24 protein-coding genes, 1 rRNA gene and 2 pseudogenes are annotated in these 25,826 nt (G+C 68.3%); 13 read left to right on the plus strand and 14 right to left on the minus strand.

Annotation, left to right across the window (positions count from 1 at the left end; all coding sequences use genetic code 11):
* The first annotated feature begins 2 nt into the window (after window positions 1-2).
* Window positions 3-119: ribosomal RNA gene (rrf, locus tag ACTWQR_RS51585) — 5S ribosomal RNA — on the plus strand.
* A gap of 63 nt (window positions 120-182) precedes the next feature.
* On the opposite strand, the pseudogene ACTWQR_RS51590 reads toward rrf, so the two are convergent.
* From ACTWQR_RS51590 to ACTWQR_RS51600, 3 genes and pseudogenes are all read right to left on the minus strand, one after another.
* Window positions 183-473 (minus strand): annotated as a pseudogene (locus ACTWQR_RS51590) (response regulator transcription factor); the annotation flags it as partial.
* A 26-nt stretch (window positions 474-499) separates the two neighbouring features.
* A pseudogene (locus ACTWQR_RS51595) lies at window positions 500-632 on the minus strand (ATP-binding cassette domain-containing protein); the annotation flags it as partial.
* A gap of 148 nt (window positions 633-780) precedes the next feature.
* On the minus strand, window positions 781-1,542 hold the full coding sequence (locus ACTWQR_RS51600; protein ID WP_443234290.1) for a CDP-alcohol phosphatidyltransferase family protein: 762 nt from the start codon (window positions 1,540-1,542) through the stop codon (window positions 781-783).
* Window positions 1,543-1,685: 143 nt separating this feature from the next.
* Between ACTWQR_RS51600 and ACTWQR_RS51605 the strand changes: the two genes are divergently transcribed.
* The gene (locus tag ACTWQR_RS51605) at window positions 1,686-2,252 is read left to right on the plus strand and encodes a GNAT family N-acetyltransferase (protein ID WP_443234291.1); all 567 of its coding nucleotides are present in this window, start codon (window positions 1,686-1,688) and stop codon (window positions 2,250-2,252) included.
* A 17-nt stretch (window positions 2,253-2,269) separates the two neighbouring features.
* On the opposite strand, the gene ACTWQR_RS51610 is transcribed toward ACTWQR_RS51605, so the two are convergent.
* The 6 genes from ACTWQR_RS51610 to ACTWQR_RS51635 form a co-directional block, all read right to left on the minus strand.
* Window positions 2,270-3,811, minus strand: a complete 1,542-nt coding sequence (locus tag ACTWQR_RS51610; protein WP_443234292.1) for a type VI secretion protein — start codon at window positions 3,809-3,811, stop codon at window positions 2,270-2,272.
* 14 nt (window positions 3,812-3,825) lie between these two features.
* Window positions 3,826-5,250, minus strand: coding sequence for an ATP-binding protein (locus tag ACTWQR_RS51615; RefSeq protein WP_443234293.1), 1,425 nt, complete (start codon window positions 5,248-5,250; stop codon window positions 3,826-3,828).
* A 6-nt stretch (window positions 5,251-5,256) separates the two neighbouring features.
* Complete coding sequence (locus ACTWQR_RS51620) at window positions 5,257-6,816, minus strand: SCO6880 family protein (RefSeq protein ID WP_443234294.1); 1,560 nt, start codon at window positions 6,814-6,816, stop codon at window positions 5,257-5,259.
* Window positions 6,813-8,144 carry a hypothetical protein gene (locus ACTWQR_RS51625; protein ID WP_443234295.1) on the minus strand — a complete coding sequence of 444 codons (1,332 nt, stop codon included), beginning with the start codon at window positions 8,142-8,144 and terminating at the stop codon, window positions 6,813-6,815. Before ACTWQR_RS51625 ends, ACTWQR_RS51620 begins: the two co-directional genes overlap by 4 nt.
* Window positions 8,134-8,976 carry a hypothetical protein gene (locus ACTWQR_RS51630; RefSeq protein WP_443234296.1) on the minus strand — a complete coding sequence of 281 codons (843 nt, stop codon included), beginning with the start codon at window positions 8,974-8,976 and terminating at the stop codon, window positions 8,134-8,136. Before ACTWQR_RS51630 ends, ACTWQR_RS51625 begins: the two co-directional genes overlap by 11 nt.
* A 191-nt stretch (window positions 8,977-9,167) precedes the next feature.
* Window positions 9,168-9,476, minus strand: coding sequence for a hypothetical protein (locus ACTWQR_RS51635; protein ID WP_443234297.1), 309 nt, complete (start codon window positions 9,474-9,476; stop codon window positions 9,168-9,170).
* A 710-nt stretch (window positions 9,477-10,186) separates the two neighbouring features.
* On the opposite strand from ACTWQR_RS51635, the gene ACTWQR_RS51640 reads away from it, so the two are divergent.
* The 3 genes from ACTWQR_RS51640 to ACTWQR_RS51650 all read left to right on the plus strand — a co-directional run bounded on the left by ACTWQR_RS51640 (window position 10,187) and on the right by ACTWQR_RS51650 (window position 11,815).
* On the plus strand, window positions 10,187-10,615 hold the full coding sequence (locus ACTWQR_RS51640; RefSeq protein WP_443234313.1) for an ArsR/SmtB family transcription factor: 429 nt from the start codon (window positions 10,187-10,189) through the stop codon (window positions 10,613-10,615).
* Window positions 10,612-11,253: an SRPBCC family protein gene (locus ACTWQR_RS51645; protein ID WP_443234298.1), complete on the plus strand. Its 642-nt coding sequence runs from the start codon at window positions 10,612-10,614 to the stop codon at window positions 11,251-11,253. The genes ACTWQR_RS51640 and ACTWQR_RS51645 overlap by 4 nt, the downstream gene beginning before the upstream one ends.
* Window positions 11,254-11,425: 172 nt before the next feature.
* A complete protein-coding gene (locus ACTWQR_RS51650; RefSeq protein ID WP_443234299.1) occupies window positions 11,426-11,815 on the plus strand; it encodes a DoxX family protein in 390 nt (129 codons plus the stop codon).
* A 71-nt stretch (window positions 11,816-11,886) separates the two neighbouring features.
* On the opposite strand, the gene ACTWQR_RS51655 is transcribed toward ACTWQR_RS51650, so the two are convergent.
* From ACTWQR_RS51655 to ACTWQR_RS51670, 4 genes are all read right to left on the minus strand, one after another.
* The gene (locus ACTWQR_RS51655) at window positions 11,887-14,166 is read right to left on the minus strand and encodes an MMPL family transporter (RefSeq protein ID WP_443234300.1); all 2,280 of its coding nucleotides are present in this window, start codon (window positions 14,164-14,166) and stop codon (window positions 11,887-11,889) included.
* A 79-nt stretch (window positions 14,167-14,245) separates the two neighbouring features.
* Window positions 14,246-14,482 (minus strand): DUF397 domain-containing protein, encoded by a 237-nt coding sequence (locus tag ACTWQR_RS51660; RefSeq protein ID WP_443234301.1) that lies wholly within the window; start codon window positions 14,480-14,482, stop codon window positions 14,246-14,248.
* Window positions 14,475-14,663 (minus strand): DUF397 domain-containing protein, encoded by a 189-nt coding sequence (locus ACTWQR_RS51665; RefSeq protein ID WP_443234302.1) that lies wholly within the window; start codon window positions 14,661-14,663, stop codon window positions 14,475-14,477. The genes ACTWQR_RS51660 and ACTWQR_RS51665 overlap by 8 nt, the downstream gene beginning before the upstream one ends.
* Window positions 14,664-14,674: 11 nt before the next feature.
* A complete protein-coding gene (locus tag ACTWQR_RS51670) occupies window positions 14,675-15,526 on the minus strand; it encodes a helix-turn-helix domain-containing protein (RefSeq protein WP_443234303.1) in 852 nt (283 codons plus the stop codon).
* Between the two features lie 201 nt (window positions 15,527-15,727).
* Here ACTWQR_RS51670 and ACTWQR_RS51675 point away from each other — a divergent pair, with 201 nt between their 5' ends.
* The 4 genes from ACTWQR_RS51675 (at window position 15,728) to ACTWQR_RS51690 (ending at window position 19,094) form a co-directional block, all read left to right on the plus strand.
* On the plus strand, window positions 15,728-16,165 hold the full coding sequence (locus ACTWQR_RS51675) for an ATP-binding protein (protein ID WP_443234304.1): 438 nt from the start codon (window positions 15,728-15,730) through the stop codon (window positions 16,163-16,165).
* Between the two features lie 207 nt (window positions 16,166-16,372).
* Window positions 16,373-16,984, plus strand: coding sequence for a Uma2 family endonuclease (locus ACTWQR_RS51680; protein WP_443234305.1), 612 nt, complete (start codon window positions 16,373-16,375; stop codon window positions 16,982-16,984).
* Between the two features lie 224 nt (window positions 16,985-17,208).
* Window positions 17,209-18,210 carry a C40 family peptidase gene (locus tag ACTWQR_RS51685; protein WP_443234306.1) on the plus strand — a complete coding sequence of 334 codons (1,002 nt, stop codon included), beginning with the start codon at window positions 17,209-17,211 and terminating at the stop codon, window positions 18,208-18,210.
* Between the two features lie 182 nt (window positions 18,211-18,392).
* Window positions 18,393-19,094 (plus strand): phosphatase PAP2 family protein, encoded by a 702-nt coding sequence (locus ACTWQR_RS51690; RefSeq protein WP_443234307.1) that lies wholly within the window; start codon window positions 18,393-18,395, stop codon window positions 19,092-19,094.
* Window positions 19,095-19,263: 169 nt separating this feature from the next.
* Here ACTWQR_RS51690 and ACTWQR_RS51695 read toward each other — a convergent pair whose 3' ends face one another.
* Window positions 19,264-20,844, minus strand: coding sequence for an FAD-binding oxidoreductase (locus ACTWQR_RS51695; RefSeq protein ID WP_443234308.1), 1,581 nt, complete (start codon window positions 20,842-20,844; stop codon window positions 19,264-19,266).
* Between the two features lie 654 nt (window positions 20,845-21,498).
* Here ACTWQR_RS51695 and pstS point away from each other — a divergent pair.
* The 4 genes from pstS to pstB all read left to right on the plus strand — a co-directional run bounded on the left by pstS (window position 21,499) and on the right by pstB (window position 25,621).
* Window positions 21,499-22,632 carry a phosphate ABC transporter substrate-binding protein PstS gene (gene pstS / locus ACTWQR_RS51700; RefSeq protein ID WP_443234309.1) on the plus strand — a complete coding sequence of 378 codons (1,134 nt, stop codon included), beginning with the start codon at window positions 21,499-21,501 and terminating at the stop codon, window positions 22,630-22,632.
* A gap of 103 nt (window positions 22,633-22,735) precedes the next feature.
* On the plus strand, window positions 22,736-23,746 hold the full coding sequence (pstC, locus tag ACTWQR_RS51705) for a phosphate ABC transporter permease subunit PstC (RefSeq protein WP_443234310.1): 1,011 nt from the start codon (window positions 22,736-22,738) through the stop codon (window positions 23,744-23,746).
* The gene (gene pstA, locus ACTWQR_RS51710) at window positions 23,743-24,795 is read left to right on the plus strand and encodes a phosphate ABC transporter permease PstA (protein ID WP_443234311.1); all 1,053 of its coding nucleotides are present in this window, start codon (window positions 23,743-23,745) and stop codon (window positions 24,793-24,795) included. Before pstC ends, pstA begins: the two co-directional genes overlap by 4 nt.
* A 49-nt stretch (window positions 24,796-24,844) precedes the next feature.
* A complete protein-coding gene (pstB, locus tag ACTWQR_RS51715) occupies window positions 24,845-25,621 on the plus strand; it encodes a phosphate ABC transporter ATP-binding protein PstB (protein WP_443234312.1) in 777 nt (258 codons plus the stop codon).
* Window positions 25,622-25,826: the final 205 nt, after the last annotated feature.

Genomic DNA, 25,826 nt, shown 5'->3' on the forward strand with positions numbered 1-25,826 from the left:
GTTTCGGTGGTCATAGCGTGAGGGAAACGCCCGGTAACATTCCGAACCCGGAAGCTAAGCCTTACAGCGCCGATGGTACTGCAGGGGGGACCCTGTGGGAGAGTAGGACACCGCCGAACAAATTTTAAATGGGAAAACCCCGCACCTCACGGTGCGGGGTTTTTCTGTTTTCCGGACCCTTTTCAGGACGGCCGTACCAACCTCGTGTCGTACGCCAGAATCACCGCTTGAATGCGGTGCCGGGAGCCGGTCTTCGCGAGGATGCGGGTCACGTGGGTCTTCACCGTCGACTCGGCGAGACAAAGGCGTGCGGAGATCTCCAAGTTCGTCCAGCCTTTGCCGATGACTGTCAGGATTTCGCGTTCGCGCTCTGTCAGGGAGGCGATTCGCGGGTCCGGAGTCGGATCCAGCCCGTGGGACGTGTCCGAGGCCGGTGTGGGCAGGTGCTGGGCGTAGGCGTCCAGGAGGCGGCGGTGGGGCGACGACCGCGTCGCCTGGCGATGGTCGTGGACTTGCCGGCGCCGTTGGGGCCGAGGAAGCCGGTGACGGTGCCCGGCCGGACGGTGAAGTCGAGGTCGGCCACGACGGTCTTGTCGCCGTAGCGTTTGGGTCAGTTCGGAGGCCGTAATCATGCCTTCGATGGTCGGGCGCGGGAGGGTGGCGGGGCGTCGGACCGGGGCGGGATGTGCGGGGCGGGCGTAGTTCCGGGGTATGACGCCGCGTGGAGCTCATACCCCGGGCCTGGATTGTGCTGCCGGCCGGCTCGTGTCCGGCGTGCGGTTACTTCAGGCGGGACGACGCGACGATCGAGACGATGTGTGCGGGGACGAGCAGCCAGACCACCGCGGTCACGGTGACGGTCGCGATCTTCGTCGCCGTCAGGTCGCCCAGTGCCAGGTCCACGACGGCGGCGACGAGTAGGAGCAGTGTGGCTTCGATGCCGTTGCACAGGCGGTGGAGCTGGACCGACGAGGCCAGTCGGCGCACGCGGGCCAGGCCGCTGGAACGCGGGACGACGGACTGGTCGGTGGCCTTCTGCAAGCCGCTGTCCGAGCGGGCCACGTGGACGAGGTCGGAGGACGCCTTCAGCAGGAGGACGCCTATGCCGGCTGCCAGGCCCGCCACCAGGTAGGGGTCGAGGCCGAGTTCGGCGGCGCGGATGCCCATGCCGACCATGACCGCGGCGTCGGCGAGGTAGGCGCCGAGGCGGTCCAGGTAGACGCCGAGCGGGCTGAACTGTTTGCGCCAGCGGGCGACTTCGCCGTCCACGCAGTCGAGGAGGAGGTAGAGCTGCATGAAGACGACGGAGAGTACGGCGCCGGGCAGGCCCGGCAGGATCAGGGCGACCCCGGACAGTACGCCTGCCAGAACCATGACGACCGTGATCTGGTTCGGCGAGACGCGGGTGCCGAGCATCAGGCGGGTGATGCGGAGGGAGAGGGCACGCATGTAGAGGCGGCCGGCCCAGTGTTCCGCCCTGCTCTCCAGTTTGCCCGGAGGGTGGATGACGTGGCGGAGTTCGTCGAGTTGGACCTTGGTCATGCTGCTTTCTCCCTGATGAGCTCTTGAGTTGTTGTCTGCCCTGATCGAGATCATCGCGCGTGGCAGGGAGGAGTGTGACAGCGAGGGGGGGACTGAGCGTAATCCGGGTGTGTTCCGTGTTCGGCATTCGTACGGTGAACCTCATGAGCCCCGATGTCTCCATGAACCACGTGATCCGTTCGGTACGTCCCGAAGAGTGGCCCTCGGCGAAGGAGCTCCGGTTGGCCGCGCTCCGGGATCCGGTGGCGCACCTCGCCTTTCTGGAGACGTACGAGAACGCGGCCGCCCAGCCCGACAGCTTCTGGCAGGAGCGGGTGGCGGGGGCCGCGGAGGGAGTGCGTGAGCGGCAGCAGATCGTGGCCGTGGGGCCTGACGGGCGGTGGGCCGGGTCCGTGGTCGTGCTGGTCGAGGAGGCCGGGGCGGCGGGGGCGCTCGGGGCTGTGAGCGACGTACGCCAGGGGCATCTCGTGGCGGTCTATGTGCGGCCCGAGGCGCGGGGGCGGGGGCTTGCCGAGCGGCTCTTCGCGTACGCACTGGAGTGGGCGTGGGAGGTCGCCGGGGTGGACCGGGTGCGGCTGTTCGTGGACGAGCGGAACGGGCGGGCCGAGGCCGCCTACCGGAAGTTCGGCTTCGTGCCCACGGGGAAGAGTGCTCCGGTGCCGGGGGATCCCGGGGCGCGGGAGCTGGAGTACGTCTTCAAGCGGCCCTGAGGGCCCAAGTGCCGCCGCTAGACCGGCAGTTCGTGGTGGGGCCAGCGGGTGCGGGCCTGTTCGCGGGAGCGCAGGAGGGCCAGGGTTGGCAGGCCCCGGTCCGGACCCGAGCCCGTGCCGGTGGCGAGCAGGTCCGGGAGTTGGGGGAGCGGGGCGACCGCGGCGATGTCGTCCAGGACGAGCGTGAGTGGTGGGTCGAGGCGACCGGAGGATGACCGTTCGGCCATGCGCCGGCCGCGCTCGACCACGCTTGAGGCGAGGGCCGTCAGGAGGGGCATCGCGCCGGGGTTCGCCTTGGGGTCCTCGATGGGTTCACCGACCACATAAAGCGTGCCCCCTTCGTTGACGAAGGAATCCAAGGTGAGGGCGTCAGTTCGGTTTGGTGTGCAGGCTTCGCGGACGTTGACCGTGAAGAGGCAGGAGAGGGCCCGGGCGGTCAGCTCCTGGGCGATGTCGCGGCGTTCGGGGTACGAGGTGAGGGCCGCTTCCAGTTCGCCCGCCGACCCGGAGGATGCCTTGGGGTTCGTACGGAGGATGCGTACCGCTTCTTGGACCTGGGTGCCCTGGGCCCAGCGGTGGACGTGGCGGATGGCGCGGCCGTCCACGGCGGCGGCGTGCAGGTAGCTGCGCAGGAGCGTTTCCGCCACGTCGGCTACCGCCTGGTCGATTTTCGCGGTGGGGCGGACCGGGGCGAGGAGCGCTGCCGCGCGGGCCTTGGCGGTGTCCTTGTCCTCGCAGCCGATCGACGGGGACCAGTGGAGGCGGGCCGGGGTGTCGCAGAGGTGGGAGGGGTCGTAGAGGAGGACCGGGCCGAGTTTCGCGCGGGCGTCCTTGGTGTCGGACCAGAGGGTGGGGTTCGAGGTGATGACGAGTGCGGGGCCCTCGGCGTCGCGGACCGCCTGGACGGCCAGGGGGTGGCGGGTTTCGGGGGAGCCGAGGACGACCGGGCCGCGGGGGGTGGGCACCGTGACCGGGGTGGTCTGAGGTTCGGGTGCTGGTTCACGTACGGGTTCACGTACGGGGTCATGTACGGAGTCTCGTACTGGTTCGGCGGCTGCCTGACGTTCTTCCTGGGCCGGGACAGGCGCGTGGTCACGGTATTGAACCGGCGCCGGCGCGGGCTCGGTGACCGGGACCTCATGAGCGGTGGGCCCAGGCGTGGAAGTGGACTCGGGAAACGCCTTGCGCCGCGTCCTCCCGGCACGCCACCTCGCCACTGTCCCCAGCACGAACACCGTGAGGACCACCAGCACCATCAACTGCCCGATGAGCAGGCCCCAGAAGAGCCCGTACCCCGACAGCTGGGCCTTTGGGGTGTCCGGCCAGGCGCCCGCGACGTCGTGGGGGCGCTCGATCAACTGGCGCATCGCCAGGGGCGTACGGCCGAAGGTGACGTTGGACGGCCAGGAGCCGTGGTCGAAGAAGCCGGCGAGGCCCGTCGCCGACCACACCAGCAGGGTCATGCCGAGGATGAAGGCGAGCACGCCGATCAACAGCCCGTCGGGGATGCCCCGTTCACCTTCACCCTCGCGGCGGCGATCGCGCCCGTCAGGTCTCATCTCGTGCCGCTCCCCTACGCCACTGTGGACTCGGACGAACCGTCGAGGTCGCTCAGGTGCTGCTCCATGAACGACGCCGCGCGTTCCTCGGCCTCCAGCTCGGCGGCCCGCAGCGCGTCGTCGGCCAGATGGTCGGCCGAGGACTCGGTCATGGCGCGGTCGGTGAAGACGAGCGGTCGTTCGGTCTCGGTGATCAGGTGTTTGACCACCTGGACGTTGCCGTTGACGTCCCAGACCGCGATGCCCGGGGTGAGGGACGGGATGATCTCGACGGCCCATCGGGGCAGGCCGAGCACCCGCCCCGTGGACCGTGCCTCGTCGGCCTTCTGGGCGTAGATCGTCCGGGTGGAGGCCATCTTCAGGATCGCCGCGGCCTCCTTCGCGGCAGCTCCGTCCACGACGTCGGACAGATGGTGGACGACCGCCACGAAGGACAGACCCAGCCGTCGCCCGAACTTCAGCAGCCGCTGGAAGAGCTGGGCCACGAAGGGGCTGTTGATGATGTGCCACGCCTCCTCGACCAGGAAGATGCGCTTCTTCCGGTCGGGGCGGATCCATGTGTGCTCCAGCCACACGCCGACGATCGCCATCAGGATCGGCATGGCGATGGAGTTGCGGTCGATGTGGGACAGGTCGAAGACGATGAGCGGGGCGTCGAGATCGATGCCGACCGTCGTCGGGCCGTCGAACATGCCCCTCAGGTCGCCGTCCACGAGGCGGTCGAGGACGAGGGCGACGTCCAGACCCCAGGCCCGTACGTCGTCTATGGCGACGTTCATCGCCTCGGCCGACTCCGGTTCGGGGTGGCGGAGTTGCTCGACGATGTCGGTCAGCACGGGCTGGCGCTCGACGATGGTCTCGTTGACGTAGGCGTGCGCGACCTTCAGCGCGAAGCCGGACCGCTCGTCCAGCCCATGGCCCATCGCGACCTCGATGATCGTCCGGAGCAGGGCGAGCTGTCCGGTCGTGGTGATCGCCGGGTCGAGCGGGTTGAGCCGGATCCCCATGTCGAGGGCGGCGGTCGGGTCGAGCCGGATAGGGGTTATACCCAGCTCCCGCGCGATGAGGTTCCACTCACCGTCCCCGTCCTCACCCTGCGCGTCGAGCACGACGACCTGCCGGTCCTTGAACCTCAACTGCCGCAGTACGTACGTCTTCTCCAGCGCGGACTTGCCGTTTCCCGACTCGCCGAGCACCAGCCAGTGCGGCGCCGGGAGCTGCTGCCCGTACAGCTGGAAGGGGTCGTAGATGTAGCCCTTCCCGGAGTACACCTCGCGGCCGATGATGACGCCGGAGTCGCCGAGGCCGGGTGCGGCGGTCGGCAGGTAGACGGCCTGGGCCTGGCCGGTGGACGTGCGTACCGGGGGCCGGGTCGTCTCGACCTTGCCGAAGAGGAAGGACGTGAAGGCTTCCGTGAGGACGGACAGCGGGTCCCGCATGAAGTCCTACCTCCGGATGCCGGTCGCGAACGGGAGCGTGTTGACGAAGGCACGGTGGTGCTCGCGGTCGCACCACTCCAGCTTCAGATACGACTTGCCGGCCGAGGCTCGTATGGTCCGCTTGTCGCGGGCGAGTGCCTCGGGGTTGCGGGAGGAGACGGTGATGTAGCCGACGAGGTTGACTCCGGCCGCGCCGCTCGCGAGGTCCTCGCCTCTCTGGTCCAGGCGGTTGTGCGTGGCGACGTCGCGCGGGTCGACGGTCCGGTTCATCTTGGCCTGGCGGCTGGCCTCCGCCTCGTCGTTCGTCTTCTCGGTGAGCATTCGCTCGATGGCGACCTCGGTGGGTTCGAGGTCCATCGTGACGGCGACGGTCCGGATGACATCCGGGGTGTGAACGAGCAGCGGGGCAAGGAAGTTGACCCCGACCGGCGTCATCGGCCACTCCTTCACCCAGGCCGTGGCGTGGCACCAGGGAGCGCGGGTGGAGGACTCCCGGGTCTTCGCCTGGAGGTACGTGGGCTCCATGGCGTCCAGCTCGGCCGGCCAGGCGTTGCGTTTCGTCATCGCCTGGATGTGGTCGATGGGGTGGTCCGGGTCGTACATGGAATGCACGAGCGAGGAGAGGCGCCCTTGGCCGAGCGGCTGACGCACCCGGATGTCCGCCTCCTGGAGGCGCGAGCAGATGTCGGTCAGCTCACGGGCCATGACGACCGCAAGACCCGCGTCCTTGTCGAGCTTCTTGCCGCCCTGCGGGCGTGCGGCACGGGCCATCGCGTGGCCCTCGGCGGCGAGTTCGCGGGAGTAGTGCATGCAGGCGACGAGGTACGCGCGGTGCTGTTCGCTGCTCGTCGACACCATGGACTGGAGCTGGTCGTAGGACTGCTGCAGCCAGCCGGGGGCCCGCTCGTCGCCTCGTACGGCGACATCCTTGGCGTGGGCGTCCGGGTCGGCGGGGAGGGTGCGGGCGAGCATCTGGAGGCGGGTGACGAAGCCGTCGCCGTTCGCGACGTGCTTCAGCAGTGTCCCGAACCGGTCGACGAGGGCCTCCTGGTCCTCGCTGTCCCGCAGGCCGACGCCGGGGCCCTCGATCTCGATCGCGGCAGTGACGGTTTTGCGGTCGGCGTGGAGGAGGACGGCGATCTCGTCGGGGCCGAAGGGCGCCGCGAGCCAGGTGATCCTCCCGATCCCGGGCGGGGGGCCGACCTCGATCTCGCGGCCGTCGATGCGCGTACCGGACTCCATGACGTTGCTGCGGTAGGCGGTCCCCTGGCGCAGGCTCCGCTTGAAACTGCGGTTGATCTCGAACCACTTGTAGAAGGTCCGCCGCTTGTACGGCACGTAGACCGCGGCGAGCGCGAGCAGCGGAAAGCCCATGAGCAGAACGATGCGCAGGGAGAGGACGGGGACGAGTAGGCCGCACATCATGCCGAGGAACGCGCCCGCGATGATCAGCGCGATCTCGCCGGACTCACGGTTCCGGCCGACGATCGCGTTCGGCCGGGCGCGGCCGATCAGATATGTACGGCGGGGCGTGACCGGATGGGACACGTGGGACTCGGTCGTCAACGCCCTTCACCTCCCGAGCGGTTGTTGCTGCTGTTGCGGGTGTTGCTGGCATGCGGGGTGTTCGCCGGGCTGCTGCGCGGCGGGGGTGCGGCGGGGACGGATCCGCCGCCACCGCCACCGTTGGAGGACGGGCGTGAGCTGTGGGCGGCCACGCCGCCGGAGGCGGGGTTGGAGGGGCGGGCGCCGCCGCTGCTGCCACCTCCGCCGCCGTTGTTGTCGGCTCGGGTGCTGTGGGTCTTGATGCCCTGGGCGACGAGGGTCGCGGGGGAGCTGATGACGGCCGCGGCCTTGCCTTCGGCGCCCTGCATGATGCGGTTGTTGCGGGAGTTGGCGATCTCGTCGCCGAAGCCCGGTACGAAGCGGTAGATCATGGCGCTCGCGAAGATGGCGAGCAGGATGATGGCGAGGCCGGAGACCACGGCGGAGAACGCGTCGGGCCCGTCCTCGGCGGACAGGGCACCCGCAAGGCCCAGCACGATCACGATCACCGGTTTCACGAGGATGACGGCGATCATGATGCCCGCCCAGCGGCGGACGTGGCCCCAGAGGTTCTTGTCGACGAGTCCCGCGTAGACGACGGTGCCGAGCAGCGCGCCCACGTAGAGCAGGGCGGCGCGGATCACGAGCTCGAGCCACAGGACGCCCGCGGCGAGGATGGACACGAGCGACACCACGATCAGCATGATCGGGCCGCCGCCGATGTCCGTGCCCTTGTTCAGGGCGCCGGAGAAGTTGCCGAAGAACGTGTCCGTCTGGTCGCCGGTCGTCTTGGCGAGGACCTCCGCGACGCCGTCCGTCGCCGACACGACGGTGTAGAGGATCAGCGGCGTGAAGGCCGACGCCAGGACCGTCAGCCAGAGGAAGCCGATCGCCTCCGAGATGGCCGTGGCGAGGGGGACACCTCGTACGGCCCGCTTGGCCACCGCGAGCAGCCAGAGGATGAGGGTGAGGATCGTCGACGCGGCGAAGACGACCGCGTACTGCTGGAGGAACGTGGTGTTCGTGAAGTCGACGGTCGCGGTGTTCTGGACGGCGTCGCTGAGCTTGTCGATGGTCCAGGAGGCGGCGTTGGCGCAGCCTTTGGCCAGGGAGGCCAAGGGGTCGAGGGTGTCGGTTACGCCGGGGGCGGGGGTGGTGTCGGCTTTTTCGCCGTTGTCGCGTTCGCAGTAGTCCTTGGCTGGGCCGACGATCAGATCGCAGTTGTCGTCGGACGGCGCGGGCGTCGGCGTCGGTGCGGCGGCCGCGCGCGTGGCCAGCAGGACGAGTGTGGTCTGTACGGCTGCGACGGCGGCGGTGACCTTCAGTACGCGGCGCGGGCTACCGGGCATACGTGAAGCCTCCGTACTCTTCGACGGCCTTCGAGATTTCGTCGGACGGCGAGACCGTGTTGTCGCCGTTCACCGGCGCCGGACCTTCCTTCTGGGAGAAGCTGTCGACCTTCCAGTCGCCGTCGGCCCACCTCAGCTGAAGCGTCATGGTGAACCAATCGCTGCTGACCGGATTCTGCGAGTCGTCCCCCGCCGTGCCGAACACGCCCGTGCACCAGACCTCGACAGTCGCGGTGCTGGCCGAGTAGTCCGTGACCTTGGTGCCGACCGGCATCGTGCGGGAGACGTAGGTCTGTCCCGTGGCCGCGTTGCCGTTCTCGTCCAGGCCGACGTTGCTCAGGAACTCCTTGGAGTAGGTCTTGTCCAGCTTGTCCTTGAGCGTGGCGACCTTGTCGGCGACGAACACCTTCTGGACGATCTTGCTGCGCCGAGCGGGCTTGAGAATGTCTGCCGAGACCAGCACCACCGAGTAGTTGGCGGCAGCAGACTCCGCGCCCTGCTGGTCATGCGCGAACCCCGACGGAACTCCACCCGTCCCGGCCTCGACCGGCTGCGCCCCCGAGGCAGCCGTAGGCGCTGCCTTCGACGTGTCGCCTCCCGCGTCACTGGATGAGTCGGAATCCCCCCCACCACGGTTCGCAAAAGCGATCGCCGCAATCAGGAGCACCACGACACCCACTACCGTGACGAGGCTGCGCGAGGACGAACGTCCCCCGCGCCGCGCGCCTCCGTAGACGTCTCCGGCACTGTCGGGGAGCCGTGTGCGGGTCTGGCCGGTACCCCCGTACCCGCCGTCTTCGCCGCGCGCTCCGTGCTCGTCGCCGAGACTCATGCCGCGTACGCCCCCTCAACCTCTAGCTGAACCGCGTAGTACGACGGTAGCCGTGCTGGTTCCCGCGCGGGCGCGGTGTGGTGACTCGACATCAGGGAAACGCAACCTCAGCCGGTGGGCACGACGGACGGGTGGGTAGAGGGGGGCCGGGCGCGCCCGGCCGGGTCTGAGGGCGCCGAGCCGGCGGCCGTCTACACGGCCATGCCGTACACGATGGTGAAGACCGTGCCGAGCGAGCCGATGATGAAGACTCCGGTGAGGCCCGCGATGATGAGGCCTTTGCCTTGTTCGGCACTGAAGGTGTCGCGGAGGGCCGTCGCGCCGATACGTTGCTTCGCCGCGCCCCAGATCGCGATGCCGAGGCAGAGCAGGATGGCGACCGCCATCACGACCTCGATCATGACCCGCGCCTCGTTGCCCAGGCTGCCGAAGGGGCCCCAGTCCGGGGCGATCCCGCCGATGATCGTGGTGATGTCGCCCTTTTCGGCTGCGAAAAGCATGTAAGTCACCGCCCCTAGTGGGTTGTTCTGCATCCTCTGCCACTTTGCGCAGAGGTCAGAGTCATTCTCGCTGACAAAGGCGCCTGCGCATGTCGACTTGGCGTCATTGGTTGGCGGGTTTCGTACGAATCTCTTGTCACCGGCCCTCGCGGGACCCTTTGGGGAGCATGGAACGGTATACGAGGAGGCGTACGGTCACTCTGTGTATCACGGCAGGTCACGCCGGGCAATGAGGTCGAACCGGAAGTCGAAGCGGAACCTGTCGTGTGGTTCCGTCGTTAGCCCCTCCTACGCGACTTCCGCGCGACGGCGACCGACTCCGCCCCGCCCATCGAGCCCGACCCCGTCCCATGTGCGCTGGTGCGTCGTGCCGATGTCCTCCGGGGCGTGCGTCTCCTGGTGAGTAGACACCGCCCGTTTTGCACTTGGGGAAGGCTATCTCGGGTGGGGGTGGGGGGAGGTGTCGGGGTGTCAGATCGGGAGTTGGGAGGTCGGCGGGTTGTGAGGTCGGGAGGTTGGGAGGTCGGGGAGTCGCCAGGTGCGGAGGCCGGACAAGAAGCGGGCGGCCCTCACGTTCACTCGTCGGGGAGTGGGGCAACACCGAGTTCGCGGGCGTGGCCTGGGCGATTCGGGTCAGCATCTGCTCGGTGTCGTCTCGTTCGCGCCCGCCTTCATCTTCAGCTTAAGCTTATATAAGGTGACGGTGATATATTGCTGCCGTGCACGCATTCGACGTACTCGGTGATCCCGTACGCCGCCGGATCCTGGAGCTGCTCGCCGACGGTGAGATGACCTCCGGCGCCGTCTCGGAGGTCATCAGGGAAGAGTTCGGGATATCGCAGCCCGGGGTCTCGCAGCATCTCAAGGTGCTGCGGGAGAACGGCTTCGCCACGGTCAGGGCTGAAGGCACCCGGCGGCTCTACGCGGTGAACTCCGACCCGCTGCGCGACATCGATGCGTGGCTGGCACAGTTCCGGCGGTTCTGGACGCCGCACCTGGACGCCCTGGCCACCGAGCTGGCGCGTGGCAAGCGTGAACGCCGGCTCCGTGAGTCCGGCGACGACGACCCATCGCAGACATCGCAGGCATCGCAGACATCGCAGGCTTCGCAGGCATCGCGGAAGAGGAGCACCCCATGATCGACGTCAATCACCAGATCAATGCCGTCCGGCGGCATGTGGGCAGCCGCGTCTTCAAGGCGGGCGAGTCGCACGTCGTGACCGTGAGTCAGACGTACGACTCGACCGTCGAGGACCTGTGGGACGCCTGCACCAATCCCGAGCGCATTCCACGGTGGTTCTGCCCTGTCTCCGGCGATCTCCGTCTCGGCGGCAAGTACCAGTTGGAGGGCAACGCCAACGGCACCATCGAGCGTTGCGACCCGCCCAAGAGCTTTGCCGCGACCTGGGAGTACGGCGGGAGCATCAGCTGGATCGAGCTGCGGCTGACGCCGGGGGCGGAAGGCGGTACGCGGTTCGAGCTGGACCACATCTCCCATGTCGATGACGACACGAAGTGGGCGGAGTACGGGCCCGGGGCCGTGGGGGTCGGCTGGGACATGGGGCTCATCGGGCTCACCCTGCACCTGTCGTCCGGGGCGGCCGTGGACCCGAAGGAGGCCATGGCCTGGTTCGGGACGGAGGAGGGGTGCCGGTTCATGACCCTCAGCAATGAGGGCTGGTACGAGGCGAACGTTGCCGCGGGCGAGACGGAGGCGAAGGCGAGGGAGGCCGCGGACCGGACGATCGCCGCGTACACCGGGGAGGCGCCCGCCTAGCGCCTGTGTGGGGGTTCCTCGGCTGGGTGCGGGGGCGCCCCGGCTGGGCACGGGGATGCGCGGCAGGAAGCCGTGCGAACCCCGCCCGCGCCCGCTTACCGTCCAGTAATATCGCGCGGCAGGCCCTCCTGTGGCCCGCCCACTTGCGGCAGACCCCCTTGAGGAGGAACCGGTGCCCCGGTCGGAACTCTCGCCCCTGTTGCTCGCCGGCCTGTTGGCCAGCGCGGGTGTCGCCCACTTCGCGGCACCACGGCAGTTCGACGCGACCATCCCGCGTGCGCTGCCGGGGGCGCCCCGGACCTGGACGTACGGGAGCGGCGCCGTGGAACTGGCGTTGGCGGCCGGGGTGGCGCTGCCCCGTACGCGCCGAGTGGCCGCGCTGGCCACCGCCGCCTTCTTCGTCGGGGTGTTCCCCGCCAACGTCCAGATGGCCGTGGACTGGCGTCGCCGTCCCGCACCGCTCAGGACCGCGGCCCTCGCACGGCTTCCGCTGCAGGTGCCGCTCGTGCTGTGGGCGCGTGGTGTCGCCAACGGCGGGAAGGGCGGGAAGGGCCGTTCGTAACGCGGCTCTTCCTTTTTTCGGCAAGGGTCTGATCAATTCCTCGTCAAGGGTCTGATCAAGGGCGTCGAAGCTCAGGCGTGGTCGCCCTCCGTATCCAGGTGCGGGAGGAAGCGGTCGAGCCACCGGGGAGTCCACCAGGCATGGTGGCCCAGCAGGGTCATGACCGCCGGCACCAGCAGCAGTCGTACGACGGTCGCGTCGATGAGCACGCTCACGGCCAGCCCGAGTCCGAGCATCTTGACCACGATGTTGTCACTCACGACGAACGCGGCGAAGACGCTCACCATGATCAGAGCGGCGCAGGTGATCACACGGGCGGTGATCTCCAGGGCGTGTGCGACACCGGCCTTCGCGTCCCCGGTGCGCAGCCAGGCCTCACGGACGCGGGAGAGCAGGAAGATCTCGTAGTCCATGCTCAGCCCGAAGATGATGGCGAACATCATCATCGGCACATAGCTCTCGATCGGCACCTTGCCCGAGACGCCCAGCGCGGGCCCGCCCCAGCCCCATTGGAAGACAGCCACGACTACGCCGTACGAAGCGGCGATCGACAGGACGTTGAGGACGGCCGCCTTCAGGGCCACCAGCAGGCCTCGGAAGACGATGAGGATGATCAGGAAGGCGAGGGCGACGACGACTCCGATGATCAGGGGGAGACGGCTCGCGACGATGTCGCGGAAGTCGACCTGGGCGGCGGTCGTTCCCGTCACATAGCCGTGCGCCGGCGTCCCGGACAGGGCCTGCGGCAGGGTCTGGTCGACGAGGTGGTTCGTCAGGTCGGTGGTGGTGGCGCTCTGGGGTGCTTCCTTGGAGTAGACCGTGCCGACCAGCACGTCTCCGTCCTGCGTCGCCGTCAGTGGTGTCACGGTGGCCGCACCCGGCGCCTGCGCGAGGTCCTTCTGCACCTGCGAAGCGAGAGCGGAGCGCTGGTCGGAGGACGCCTCGGTCTGGTCGATGACCACTGTCAGCGGGCCGTTGGAGCCCGGGCCGAACGCCTGCGCCATGACGTCGTAGGCCCGGCGGTCCGTGAACGACTTCGGGTCCGCGCCGTCCCCGATGTGGCCGAGCTGGAGGGAGAGCACCGGAATCGCCAGCACGAGCACGGTGATGACTCCGCCCGCCAGGAACCACCAGGGGCGCCGCTCCACGCGCTGCGCGTAGCGGTGCCAGGTGCCGTGCGCGGGGGCGGAGGCAGGGGCGGGGGCGCCGGGGGCCGCGCCAGGCTCGGCGACCGTGTCCGACTCGGCGACCGGGCGGCGTACGTGGTAGCGGTCGACGCGTGTGCCGATGAGTCCCAGCAGCGCCGGTACGAGGGTGAGTGCGCCCACGACGGCGGAGACGACCGTCACGGCCGCGGCCACCCCCAGCTTGCCGATGAACGAGACCCCCGACACGGACAACCCGGCCAGGGCGACGATCACGGTGCATCCGGAGACGAGTACGGCCCGACCGCTTGTGGCGGTGGCGCGTCCGGCCGCCTGTACGGGGTCGGCGCCGTCCATGAGGTTCTGTCGGTGCCGGGTGATCAGGAACAGCGCGTAGTCGATGCCGACTCCGAGCCCGATCATGGTGGCCAGGGTGGGCGAGACCGTGGCGAAGGTGAACGCGGCCGCGAGCAGTCCCAGGCAGGCCAGTCCTCCGACCACGCTGATCAACGCGGTCAGGAGCGGGACGCCCGCGGCGAGCACGCTGCCGAAACCGACCAGCAGGACCACGATGGCCACCGCGAAGCCGATCAGTTCGCTGACACGGTCGTCGGCCGCGGGTCTGGCCAGCTCGCCCAGCGGTCCGCCGTACTCGACCTGGACGCCGGCCGTCCGCAGCGGCTGCACCGAACGGTCCACTCCGTCGAGGTAGGCGTCACCGAGTGTCGACGGCTGTACGTCGAAGCGGACGGTGATGTAACCGGTTTTGGAGTCGGAGGAGAGCGGGCCGACGTTCTGCTGCCCGGACGGCGTCGTGGGCGGCTGTGATCCCGGTGGTGGGAGGGGATTCTGCACGGCCAGCACATGAGACAGCTTCTGCAGGTCGGTGACCGTCTGCGACATCTGCGAGCTCACGGAGGTCAGCGGTTTCGCCTTGTCCTGGAGCACGATCTGGCTGCTGTAGCCGCCGGCTGCAGGATCGTGCTGCTCCAGCACGTCCAGGCCCCGCTCCGACTGGGCTCCCGACAGGGAGAAGTCGTCCGAGTAGTCTCCGCCGAACGAACGGTTGAGCATCTCCAGGGCGACGAGGGCGGCCAGCCAGAGCACGATGACGATCAGAAAGTGCCGGGCACACCACTCACCCAGTCGGCGTAGTCTCCCGACCGTCCTCGTACGCCCCTCTTCGGTGGACGACGGCGACGACATGGGCTGCTCCTACTGGAGACATTCGGCCACGTCCATTAAACGACTCGTTGATCACCATGTCCTGTTGAGCCTTGTTGTTCTAGGTTTCTCCGTTTTCCAGTCCCTCTACGAAGTGGTCGAACTCGCCTGCCTGTACGCCGAGTACGAAGGCGTCCCACTTCTTCTGGGTGGTCGTGACGACGTTCTCGGGGTCGCTGGTCTCGCGGATGTAGACGAGGTCGTTGTCACCGAAGGCGAGTTCGATCCAGGGGCCGGGGCCCTCGGCGTCTTCGGGGGCGGCTCGGGTCCAGTTGAGGTCCGGGGGGATCTCAGCCACGGGGCGTTTTCTCCTTGAGTACGTCGATGAGGGCGGCGAAGGTGTGCGGGGTGGTCCCGAGTATGGAGTGGGTGGGGTCGCTGCTTTCCGTGAGATGGACCGTCCCCGGTGTGGCGGCGACGTGGACGCAGGAGTTGCCTTCGGCGCAGTAGGACGACTTCTGCCAGGTGGACGCGGGCATCTTGGGCTCCCTCACAGGTCCTTGATGATGGTGTGGATGAAAATCTGCGACTCCTCGGGGGTGAGTGCCGCGGATTCCATACGGTCCAGCAGTACGCGGTACTTGCGCAGCTGGGCCTCGGCGTCGAGGAACACCGGGCCGTGGGACTGGTCGAGGTTCACGGTGTCCAGTTGCGGCACGGGGCCCTCGGCGTAGTAGATCGACTGCCCTGAGCCGGGAAGGGTGCCCGTGTCGAACGGGATGACGTGGACCGTGATGTGCTCCCGTTCGTTCATGTCCAGCAGGTACTTGAGCTGATCGCGGGTTACGCGAGGGCCACCGAGCTTCATCCGCAGAGCAGCCTCGTGGACGATGATCTGGTGCGGTGTCGGAGGGTCCCGGAACAGGATGGCCTGCCGTTTGAGTCGAAAAGAGACCCGATGCTCGATGTCGGGTTGCGGGAGCTCTGGTACGGCCTGGCGGAAGATCTCGCGGGCGTACTCCGTGGTCTGGAAGAGGCCCGGGATGTGCACGATCACGGCGGTGCGCAGCCGCGTGGCGTGGTGTTCGAGTTCGGCGAGGTCGAGCAGTCCGGCGGGCAGGATCTCGCGGTACTCCTCCCACCAGCCACGTTTGCGTTCGCCGGTCATCCCCGCGATGGCTTCGACCAGGGCTTTGTCCGAGCAGTCGTAGTGGCAGGCCAGGGTGCGTACCCGCTCGGCACTGACTCCGAGCCGTCCGGTCTCCATGTTGCTGACCTGTGCCTGCTTCATGCCGAGCAGTTGGGCGGCGCCCGTGGAGGTCAGGCCCGTCTGCTCGCGCAGCTTGCGCAATTCGGCGCCGAACCGGAGTTGACGCCCCGTCGGGTTGTTTCTCACGGCCATGCCCGCCGCTCCTCCGTGCCTTGGTCACCCACACAGGCGATTACCTTTAGTATCGCTCGGATTTGGGTGAAGAATATATCCGTGAGCGCTACCTTGAATCTCAGGCGCCCCACCCGGAAGCACCCCGCTCGACGGAGCGGCCGCGGTCACCGGGCAACGTAACCAAACCACCCAACTACCCACCGAACCGGGAGACTTCCCATGTCAACCGTATCCCCGTCCTGGTCCTACACCCTCCACCTCCCGCACGATCCCCGCGCACCGGGTATCGCCCGCGCAACCCTCCGAACCGTCCTCGCCGCCCACGACCTCACCCAACTCACCGCCACCGCCGAGCTGCTGGCCTCCGAGCTGCTCACCAACGCCCACCTCCACACCAAAGGCCCGTACGCCCTGCGCCTGCGCGCCGCCGACCCCGGAGGGCTCCGCGTCGGCGTGTGGGACTCCGACCCCACCGTCCCGCCCGGCTTCGATGGCGTACGAACACCGGTCGCGGCGGCGGACGCCGAGCACGGCCGCGGCCTGCACCTCGTACGGGCGTGTGCGGACGCGTGGGGCGCGTCCGTGCTGCGGGAGCTGGGCGCCTCGAAGGGCGGAAAGCTGCTGTGGGCCGAGTGTCAGTGCGATGACCTACGGTGATTAGGTGTGATCGGAGAGTGATGGAGGGGTGGCGTGGCACAGCTTGAACAGCGGCGCAAAGGGGCCACGTGCCCACGTACGGGCAGTGAGGCCGAGGCGAGCGCGGAGAGCGCACAGTACGGTGGAGTCGATGCCGAGCGGCACGTCCGACCTCCCAGCGACCCCGCTCGCGCAGCCGCAGAGGTGGAGGGACGGAGGCAGCGAGCCATGTCCGTATCGCCGGACGCTTGGACGCATCCGCGACCCCGCCCCGGGAACCTGCGCGAGATCGCCGAGAAGATCGAGGATGCGACGGGTCTGCGGGTGCAGATCGTGGGAGGAAAGCTCGTGATGTCCCCGTCTCCGCGTGGCAAGCACGCGGGTGTGGTGGTGCGACTGCGTCGGCAGCTGGAGTCGGTTCTGCCCGAAGGGCTGGGCGCGTATGAGGTGTCCTCGATCGCACTGCCGGGGGAACCGGACGACTATGTGACGCCGGATTTGATTGTCCTGCCCGCAGAGTGGGAGGAGGACGACGACTGGCTCGCGGACCCGGCGGATGTCGCGCTCGCGGTAGAAGTGATCTCCCAGTCCGAGAAGTCCAGGGAGATCAGGGACAAGGCCGACTGGTACGCGGTCGCCCGTGTCCCCGTCCTCCTCGTCGTCGACCCTCGCAACGGCACCTGGGCCCTGCACACTCGTCCGGACAATGGCGCCTATCAGGACGTACTGCCGGGCAAGTTCGGAGAGTCGGTGCCGCTCCCCGCGCCTCTCGGGTTCGAGGTCGCCACGGATCGCTTTCCTGTGTACGGCACTTCACCGCGTACCAGTCAGGTCAGTTGAGCAGCCAGGCCAGTGACCAGTGAGGCCAGTCAGGCCTGGTCCGGGTAAGCGGTCCTCAGCAGGAGCTTGTCAGCAGAGCCCAGTCGCGCGATTGCCCTTGGCTGAATACCTGGGGTGAGCCCGCCAGGTTGTACCGGACGGCGGGCGGGTGATCATTCCGTGGCGGGGCGTCCGCCTCTACACTGACGGTCGGCGGATTACCGTGCGGCGAGGGGCGGTTGACGGTGCGTAAGGCCTGGATCGTGGCGACCGCCGTCGCGGGTGCGGGGATCAGCTTCGTCATGGTGCTGGTCGTCGGGGTCTACATGACCGCCGGGAACCTGGCCAACGGGGTCGGGAAGGGAGCCGTCGGGCTGGCCAAGGGGGCCGTGCCGGCGGCGTATCAGACGCTCGTGCAGAAGTGGGGCAATCTGTGCACCGCCATTAATCCGGCACTTCTCGCCGCGCAGCTGTATCAGGAGAGCGGGTTCAATCCCACCGCCAAGAGTCCGGCCGCCGCGCAGGGGATAGCGCAATTCATCCCGGGAACCTGGGCCACCCACGGAATCGACGGCGACGGGGACGGGGACCGCGACGTCTGGGACCCGAATGACGCGATTCCATCGGCCGCGAAGTACGACTGCACGCTCGCGAAGTACGTGAAGGACGCGCCCGGAGACCCGACGAAGAACATGCTCGCCGCGTACAACGCGGGGGCGTACGCCGTCATCAAATACGGAGGCGTGCCGCCGTACAAGGAAACCCAGAACTACGTGAAGACGATCACGACGCTGGAGGAGAGCTTCGCCGCGCCGGTCGGTCGCGTGCAGCCCTCGCAGCAGGCCGCCGGGGCCATCTACTACGCGCAGAAGAAGCTCGGGACGCCGTATCTGTGGGGCGGGAACGGTACAGCTGACCAGGGTGGACGCTTCGACTGCTCGGGGCTTACCAAGGCCGCGTACGAGACGGTGGGGATCACGCTGCCCCGGGTGGCCAACGACCAGTACAACGCCGGGCCGCACCCCAAGCGGGAGGAGCTGCTGCCCGGGGATCTGGTGTTCTTCTCGGACGACCTCACCAACTCCCGGGCCATCCGGCACGTGGGGATCTACGTCGGGGGCGGGTACATGATCGACGCGCCTCGGCCGGGGGCCGTCATCCGGTTCGACCCGATCGATACGCCCGACTACTTCGGGGCGACCCGGGTGACCGAAGATGGCGCGAAAGCATTGCCCACCTCTGTGTGAAACACTCCCCTGAGCTGCAGTGATGTGTCTCTCTTCGATAACGTCTGCGTGATCATTCGGTGGAGAGTGGAACGTATTGAAGGGGACCGTGCGTTCCTGTTCTCGTAGCCGACGACGGGGGTTGATGGCACGGCGCACCGGTGGGTGCGTCGGGGAGATGACGACGAAGGGGCCGTTGCACCATGGCTGGACTCGCCGGAACCGGGTCGAACCCTGACGTCGACTTGCTGTACGACATCAACGGTCTCGCCAAGGACGCGCCGCAATGGTTCGACCGCGGCATGGAGTTCGTGGGCGAGTGGGGGCTGCTGGCCGCCATGGTGCTGCTGGTGGTCTGGTGCTGGTGGTCCGTGCGGCGACGAGGTGGGGAGGATGCCGCCTCGTCCGTGGCCGCGTTGGTGTGGGCGCCGCTTGCCGCCGCGGTCGCCGTACTGGTCAATGTGCCGATACGGGGTTTTGTGGAGCGTCCTCGGCCTTTTGTCGCGCATGAAGACCTCGACGTTCTCATCGGCGGCAAGACCGATTACTCGTTCGTGAGCGATCACGCGACTCTCACCATGGCGATGGGGGTCGGGTTGTTTGTCGCGAATCGGAAGTTCGGGCTTGTCGGGATAGGGATTGCGCTGCTCGAAGGGTTCTGCCGGGTCTATATGGGCGTGCACTATCCGACTGATGTCATCGGTGGATTCGCCCTGGGAACCGCCGTTGTTCTGCTTCTTTCGCCGCTTGCCATGGCTCTGTTGACGCCGGTTGTCCAGGCTGTGGAGCGGTCGGAGCGGGTTGGGTGGGTGATCCGCGCGCGGGGCTCCGCCGGGGGGCAGGGAAGAGTGATTCCGGGGGCTCAGGTGGAGGCGGAGCCTGAAGAGCGGGATCTGGCAGCGTGAGCGCTCCGCTTGGGGCGCGGTGGGGGTCCGGGGTGGTCTGGGCTGTTTGTTTTGTGCGGGTTGTGGGGAGCTGAGCGCGCCCACGCGGCGGAGCCGCACAATGTCACAGCCCCGCGCCCCTGGCACCTAGCCTCTGGCGCCTTGCCAGTGCCGCCCGGGGCTCGGTGCCTTATAGCGACTGCGGGAACTTGAAGAAGCCCGTCGGGTCGTACTGCTTCTTCAGGGTCTTGAGTCGCGGTGCCGCTGGGCCGTAGTAGGCCTCTCGCCAGTTCGTCAGGGTTGGGTCCGTGTAGTTCTGGTACGCGGCGCCCGACGCGTGACGCTTCATCGCCGCGTGGGCTCCCGTCAGCCAGGACTCGGACGTGGAGCCGGAGGTTCCCGGGCGCCAGGCGGCGATGTACTGGGCCAGCATGCGGGAGCGGCGGTGGACGAAGGCCGTCGCGGTGGGGTCCACTCGGTTGACCGCGCCGCCCAGGGCCGTCAACGCGATGCTGCCCGTGCCGCCCCGGACCCCGGCCATCTGGGACAGCAGCGTCTGGATGCCCGCCGCGGAGATCGAGCGGTCGAAGAAGTCCGAGCGGGCCGCGTACGTCTCGCGGCCCAGCGCGCCCTCGGGGGAGCGGCCCGGGGTCGAGCCGGGGAGATGGCACTGGGCGTCGGTCGAGAAGGACGAGCAGCCGGCGTACACCTCCATCGCCTCCTCGTAGGAGTGGCGCTTGAGGGAGACGTTGCTGGCGGAGGCGCCGATGCGGTCGGCGAGGCGGTCGACGGCGTTCTGGAGTTCGCCGTACGTGCCGAGGGAGAACGCGGAGACGGAGATCGTGGGCGTGCCGCCTGCCGCGTTCGCGAAATGGCACGAGGACCAGATCTCGTCGGGCTGGTCCGGGCCCCACTCCTGCCAGGCCCTGATGACGGCGGCGGCCCTGGACCACGGCCAGGACATGAAGGCCGAGACGGCCTGCGGCGCCGGGTGCGTTCTGAAGCGGAGCTCGGTGACGACGCCGAAGTTGCCGTTGCCCGCGCCGCGCAGGGCCCAGAAAAGGTCCTTGTTCTCGGTCGTGCTCGCCGTCAGCTGCTTTCCGTCGGCCGTGATCAGGGTCGCCCCCGTGAGGCTGTCGCAGGTCAGGCCGTACGCACGGGACACCACGCCGTGGCCGCCGCCCAGGGTCAGGCCCGAGACGCCCACCGTCGGGCAGGAACCGGCCGGAATCGTGACGCCCTTCGCGGCGAGCGCGCGGTAGACGTCGATCAGCTTGGCGCCCGCGCCGACCACCGCCTCGTTGCCGGATGCCCGGACCCGGGCGAGCTTGGACACGTCGACGATCAGGCGGCCGTTTCCGGACGACCAACCGGCGTACGAGTGGCCGCCGTTGCGGATGGCGACAGGGATCTTGTGGGCGCGGGCGTACGAGATCGCCGTACGGATGTCGTCGGCGTGCGCGACGTACGCGACGGCGGTCGGCTTCAGCGAGTCGAAGCGGGTGTTGTAGAGCTGGCGGGCGGCCGCCCAGCTGCGGTCGCCGGGGCGGATCAGGGGGCCGTCGAGGTCCTTGGCCAGTGCATTCCAGCCGGCCGCGGCGGAGGCGCCGGTCGTCGTGAGCGGCGTACCGGACGTATCGGATGTCCCGGATGTGCCGGACGTACGGGTCCCCGTGGTGGACCGTGGCTCGGACCCGCCGCCGGAGCACGCGGCCGTGACCGCCGCCGCAGTGACCGCGGCGCCGCCGCCTATGAACGTCCGCCGTTGCATGCGTGCCTCCCGTTGTTCCCGTGGAACGAGACGGGCCTCGGCGGCGGCGGGTTCCACGGGCGCGCTCCGGGAATCGCCGGAAACGGAGCTGTCGCCGCGCCGGGGGACAGCGGGGACAGTATGTGGCACCCGTCACCGGGACCAGGGTCACCGGGATCGGACCCACCGAGGCCGGGACCGCAATGGCGGACGTGCCGCGCTCGGTACGACCCCAGGGGCGTACCGGCGTGTTTTCGGCCATCCTCGGAGTGGGCCGGGTCGGTCGGGTCGGCTCGGGCACGGGTGGCCGGAGAGGCGGGCGCTGCCTGGAGTGGTGCCGAGGGCGTCCGAGGAGAGGCGAGTGGATCTTCCGAAGGCGGGTGGAGCCTCCGAGGGATGGGGTTCCGTTTGCCGGGACCCTCACGTGTTCTCCCCGTGAGCATTCCGTGACCTCACCGCACTGACGGCAGGGGTTCACCCTCCGTTCACTCACGGCCATCGGCGGCTTCACCTGTTCTGCCTAATTTCGGCCTTACACGGTGCGTGGCGCGAACGGAAGTCCGCCCACGTATCACTCCATGACAAGTAGTACGACGGCAGTCTCGTGCGGACGAGAGGCTGCACCACGACTCGCACGCCGCCGGCCAAGGCGGCTCCTGGAAGGAACCCCCGAAAGTGAAGCTTCAGCGCAAGAACCGGCTTCGCGCCCTTTCCCTCGGTGCTGTCGCCGTCTCCGGCGCCCTGGCGCTGACGGCGTGCGGCTCGGACGACACGGGTGACACCGGCGGCGGCGACGGCGCGAGCCAGACGGCCGATGCCAGCACGATCAAGTGCGATGACGCCAAGGGGCAGCTGCTCGCCGACGGCTCGTCCGCGCAGAAGAACGCGATGGACGCCTGGGTCAAGCAGTTCACGGCCGCCTGCAAGGGCGTGCAGATCAACTACAAGGGCGGCGGCTCGGGCGCCGGTATCACGGCGTTCACCCAGGGCCAGGTCGCCTTCGCCGGTTCCGACTCCGCGCTGAAGCCCGAAGAGGTCACCGCTTCCAAGCAGGTCTGCTCCGGCGGCCAGGGCATCGACCTTCCGATGGTCGGCGGCCCGATCGCCGTCGGCTTCAACGTCCCGGGCGTCGACAAGCTCGTTCTGGACGCGCCGACCCTCGCCCAGATCTTCGACGACAAGATCAAGAACTGGAACGACAAGGCGATCGCGGACCTGAACCCGGACGCGAAGCTGCCCAGCCTCAAGATCCAGGCGTTCCACCGCTCGGACGAGTCCGGCACCACGGACAACTTCACCAAGTACCTGAAGGCCGCGGCCCCCGACGACTGGAAGTACGAGGGCGGCAAGGCCTGGGAGGCCAAGGGCGGCCAGTCCGCTCCGCAGTCCTCCGGTGTCGCCGCGCAGGTGAAGCAGACCTCCGGCGCCATCGGTTACTTCGAGCTGTCGTACGCCAAGGACGGCATCAAGCCGATCAGCCTCGACACGGGTGCCGCTGCCCCCGTCGACGCCACCGTCGAGAACGCCACCAAGGCCATCGCGGACGCCAAGGTCGTCGGCACGGGCAAGGACCTCGCCCTCGAGCTGAACTACACGACCAAGGCCGAGGGTGCCTACCCGATGATCCTGGTCACGTACGAGGTCGTCTGCGACAAGGGCAACAAGGCGGAGACCCTGGCCACCACCAAGGCCTTCCTCACCTACATGGCGAGCGAGGACGGCCAGAACCTGCTGGCCGACATCGACTACGCGCCGATGCCTGCCGACATCATCGCCAAGGTCCGCGAGACCGTCTCGACCCTCAGCTGACCTGAGTGTGCGGTCCGGCCCCACCACGGGGCCGGGCCGCACCGTCCGGTGCACCGCCGCCAGGAGCCGTACGCCATTACGGCTCCGCAGACCGGAGATCCTGATGGACATATCCACGAAGAAAACCGAAGACACACCTCCCCCGCCCTCGCCACCCACCGAGGCCGAGCAGAAGCGCGCATCTCGCGGCGCCACCCGACCCGGAGACCGGATCTTCCTCGGTCTGTCCCGTGGGTCGGGCATTTTCCTGCTGGTGGTCATGGCCGCGATCGCGGTCTTCCTCACCTACCGCGCCTCCCTCGCGATCAGCAAGAACGAGGGCAACTTCCTCACCACCTTCGAGTGGAACCCCACCGCGATCCCGCCGGACTTCGGTATCGCCGTCCTGGCCTTCGGCACGGTGGTCTCCTCGATCATCGCCATGGTCATCGCGGTTCCGATCGCGGTCGCCATCGCGCTGTTCCTCACGCACTACGCCCCGCGCAGGATCAGCGGCCCCATCTCGTACGTCATCGACCTGCTCGCCGCCGTGCCGTCCATCGTCTACGGCCTGTGGGGCGCCCTCGTCCTCGTGCCGAACATGAACGGCCTCTTCAGCTGGCTGGACGAGTACTTCGGCTGGACCGGCATCTTCGAGTGGCAGGGCGGCGCCCCGCGCTCGATGCTCACGGTCGGCATCCTGCTCGCGATCATGATCCTGCCGATCGTCGTCAACGTGAGCCGCGAGGTCTTCCGCCAGTCCCCGCAGATGATCGAAGAGGCGGCCCTCGCCCTCGGCGCCACGCGGTGGGAGGTCATCCGCATGGCGGTCCTGCCCTTCGGCCGCTCCGGTGTGATCTCGGCCTCGATGCTCGGCCTCGGCCGCGCGCTCGGCGAGACGATGGCCGTCGCCACGGTCCTCTCGCCGACCTTCGAGATCCAGGCCAGCCTGCTCGACCCGGGCGGCGGCACCTTCGCCCAGAACATCGCCAGCAAGTTCGGCGAGGCCACCGACCAGGGCCGTGACGCGCTCATCGCCTCCGGTCTGGTCCTCTTCGTCATCACCCTGCTGGTCAACGGTGCGGCCCGCGCGATCATCGCCCGCCGCAAGGAGTACTCGGGGGCCAACGCATGAGCAACGTCGTCATGGACAAGCGGCCCAGCACCCTGCGTGGCGCCAGCCTCCCCAAGTGGTCCTCGTGGGCCGTCGCCGCCGGCTCCGTCGCCGTCGCCGTCGGTATCGGCCTGGCCGCCGGCCTGCACAGCCGCATTCAGTGGGGCTTGATCGCCGCGATCCTCTTCGTCCTCGGTACGTACGTCATCGCCACCCTCGTCGAGGGCCCCCGCCAGGCCAAGGACCGCCTCGCGACCTCCCTCGTCTGGGTCGCCTTCCTGCTCGCCGTGGTGCCGCTGATCTCCCTGGTCTGGACGACCGTCAAGCGCGGTGTGAAGGTCCTCGACGGCTACTTCCTGAGCCACTCGATGGGCGTGGTCGCCGACTCCGAGCCGGGCGGCGGCATCTACCACGCCATCATCGGCAGCCTGGAGCAGGTCGCTCTCGCCACGGTGATCGCCGTGCCGGTCGGCGTGCTGACCGCGATCTACCTCGTGGAGTACGGGCGCGGCAATCTCGCCCGGTCCGTCACCTTCTTCGTCGACGTCATGACCGGTATCCCGTCGATCGTCGCGGGCCTGTTCATCCTCAGCCTGATGCTGCAGTTCGACATGCAGCCCTTCGGTTTCGCCGGCTCGCTCGCCCTGGCGATCCTGATGATGCCGGTCGTCGTCCGCTCCACGGAGGAGATGCTCAAGCTCGTACCGAACGAGCTGCGCGAGGCCTCTCTGGCGCTCGGCGTGCCCAAGTGGCGCACTATCCTGAAGGTGGTCCTGCCGACCTCCCTCGGCGGCATCACCACCGGCATCATGCTGGCGGTCGCCCGTATCGCGGGCGAGACGGCGCCGGTGCTGCTGCTGGTCTTCGGCAACCCCTTCATCAATACCGACCCGTTCGAGGGTGCGCAGTCCTCGCTGCCGCTGTACATCTACCAGCAGTACGGCGCGGGCTCGACCGCCTCGTACGACCGTGCCTGGGCGGCCTCGCTCGCGCTGATCGCCTTCGTGATGATCCTCAACCTCGGGGCTCGCGGCATCGCCCGCTGGAAGTCCCCGAAGACCGGTCGCTGACGCGGCCATACAGCGACCAGTCTCCCCCTCGAAAGAAACAGTGATTGACATGGCCAAGCGAATCGACGTAAGCGGTCTGACCGCTTACTACAGCGCCCACAAGGCGATCGAAGACATCTCGATGACCGTCGAGCCGCGTTCGGTGACGGCCTTCATCGGTCCGTCGGGCTGCGGCAAGTCCACCTTCCTGCGCACCCTCAACCGCATGCACGAGGTCACCCCCGGTGGCCGGGTCGAGGGCAAGGTGCTCCTCGACGACGAGGACCTGTACGCGCACGGGGTCGACCCCGTCTCGGTACGGCAGACCATCGGCATGGTCTTCCAGCGGCCGAACCCGTTCCCGACCATGTCGATCTTCGACAACGTGGCGGCCGGGCTGAAGCTGAACGGTTCGTACAAGAAGTCCGAGCTGGGCGACGTCGTCGAGAAGTCCCTCAAGGGCGCGAACCTCTGGAACGAGGTCAAGGACCGGCTGAACAAGCCCGGCTCGGGCCTCTCCGGTGGTCAGCAGCAACGTCTCTGCATCGCCCGTGCGATCGCGGTGGAGCCCCAGGTCCTGCTGATGGACGAGCCCTGCTCGGCGCTCGACCCCATCTCCACCCTGGCCATCGAGGACCTCATCGGTGAGCTGAAGGAGCGCTTCACGATCGTCATCGTGACGCACAACATGCAGCAGGCGGCCCGTGTCTCGGACCGCACGGCCTTCTTCAACCTGTCCGCGGTCGGGCAGCCCGGGCGGCTCATCGAGATCGACGACACGGAGCGGATCTTCTCCAACCCGTCCGTCCAGGCGACCGAGGACTACATCTCCGGCCGCTTCGGATAACCGTCGCCTCTGCCCCCTCGACCCCTCGCGGTGCTGCATGGCGGTGCCACCGCGGGGCCCAATAGGGCCCGCCTCCCGGATACGGGGGGTGGGCCCGTTGGTTTTTCGCCCCCGCCGCCCCTACCCGTCCCATCCTCTGGGGGCTGCGCCCCCAGACCCCCCTCCTTTCGGCCTGGACGGCCTCGTCCTCAAACGCCGGACGGGC

It is taken from the genome of Streptomyces sp. 2A115 (assembly GCF_052245575.1).
Classification (GTDB): domain Bacteria; phylum Actinomycetota; class Actinomycetes; order Streptomycetales; family Streptomycetaceae; genus Streptomyces.

What these genes read in the sequence shown, in the direction of transcription:
- ACTWQR_RS51600 (WP_443234290.1), bottom strand. Translation starts at nt 1,542, where the DNA reads ATGACCAAGGTCCAACTCGACGAACTCCGCCACGTCATCCACCCTCCG.
- ACTWQR_RS51605 (WP_443234291.1), top strand. Translation starts at nt 1,686, where the DNA reads ATGAGCCCCGATGTCTCCATGAACCACGTGATCCGTTCGGTACGTCCC.
- ACTWQR_RS51610 (WP_443234292.1), bottom strand. Translation starts at nt 3,811, where the DNA reads ATGAGACCTGACGGGCGCGATCGCCGCCGCGAGGGTGAAGGTGAACGG.
- ACTWQR_RS51615 (WP_443234293.1), bottom strand. Translation starts at nt 5,250, where the DNA reads ATGCGGGACCCGCTGTCCGTCCTCACGGAAGCCTTCACGTCCTTCCTC.
- ACTWQR_RS51625 (WP_443234295.1), bottom strand. Translation starts at nt 8,144, where the DNA reads ATGCCCGGTAGCCCGCGCCGCGTACTGAAGGTCACCGCCGCCGTCGCA.
- ACTWQR_RS51630 (WP_443234296.1), bottom strand. Translation starts at nt 8,976, where the DNA reads ATGAGTCTCGGCGACGAGCACGGAGCGCGCGGCGAAGACGGCGGGTAC.
- ACTWQR_RS51635 (WP_443234297.1), bottom strand. Translation starts at nt 9,476, where the DNA reads ATGCTTTTCGCAGCCGAAAAGGGCGACATCACCACGATCATCGGCGGG.
- ACTWQR_RS51645 (WP_443234298.1), top strand. Translation starts at nt 10,612, where the DNA reads ATGATCGACGTCAATCACCAGATCAATGCCGTCCGGCGGCATGTGGGC.
- ACTWQR_RS51655 (WP_443234300.1), bottom strand. Translation starts at nt 14,166, where the DNA reads ATGTCGTCGCCGTCGTCCACCGAAGAGGGGCGTACGAGGACGGTCGGG.
- ACTWQR_RS51665 (WP_443234302.1), bottom strand. Translation starts at nt 14,663, where the DNA reads ATGCCCGCGTCCACCTGGCAGAAGTCGTCCTACTGCGCCGAAGGCAAC.
- ACTWQR_RS51670 (WP_443234303.1), bottom strand. Translation starts at nt 15,526, where the DNA reads ATGGCCGTGAGAAACAACCCGACGGGGCGTCAACTCCGGTTCGGCGCC.
- ACTWQR_RS51675 (WP_443234304.1), top strand. Translation starts at nt 15,728, where the DNA reads ATGTCAACCGTATCCCCGTCCTGGTCCTACACCCTCCACCTCCCGCAC.
- ACTWQR_RS51680 (WP_443234305.1), top strand. Translation starts at nt 16,373, where the DNA reads ATGTCCGTATCGCCGGACGCTTGGACGCATCCGCGACCCCGCCCCGGG.
- ACTWQR_RS51690 (WP_443234307.1), top strand. Translation starts at nt 18,393, where the DNA reads ATGGCTGGACTCGCCGGAACCGGGTCGAACCCTGACGTCGACTTGCTG.
- ACTWQR_RS51695 (WP_443234308.1), bottom strand. Translation starts at nt 20,844, where the DNA reads ATGCAACGGCGGACGTTCATAGGCGGCGGCGCCGCGGTCACTGCGGCG.
- pstC (WP_443234310.1), top strand. Translation starts at nt 22,736, where the DNA reads ATGGACATATCCACGAAGAAAACCGAAGACACACCTCCCCCGCCCTCG.
- pstA (WP_443234311.1), top strand. Translation starts at nt 23,743, where the DNA reads ATGAGCAACGTCGTCATGGACAAGCGGCCCAGCACCCTGCGTGGCGCC.
- pstB (WP_443234312.1), top strand. Translation starts at nt 24,845, where the DNA reads ATGGCCAAGCGAATCGACGTAAGCGGTCTGACCGCTTACTACAGCGCC.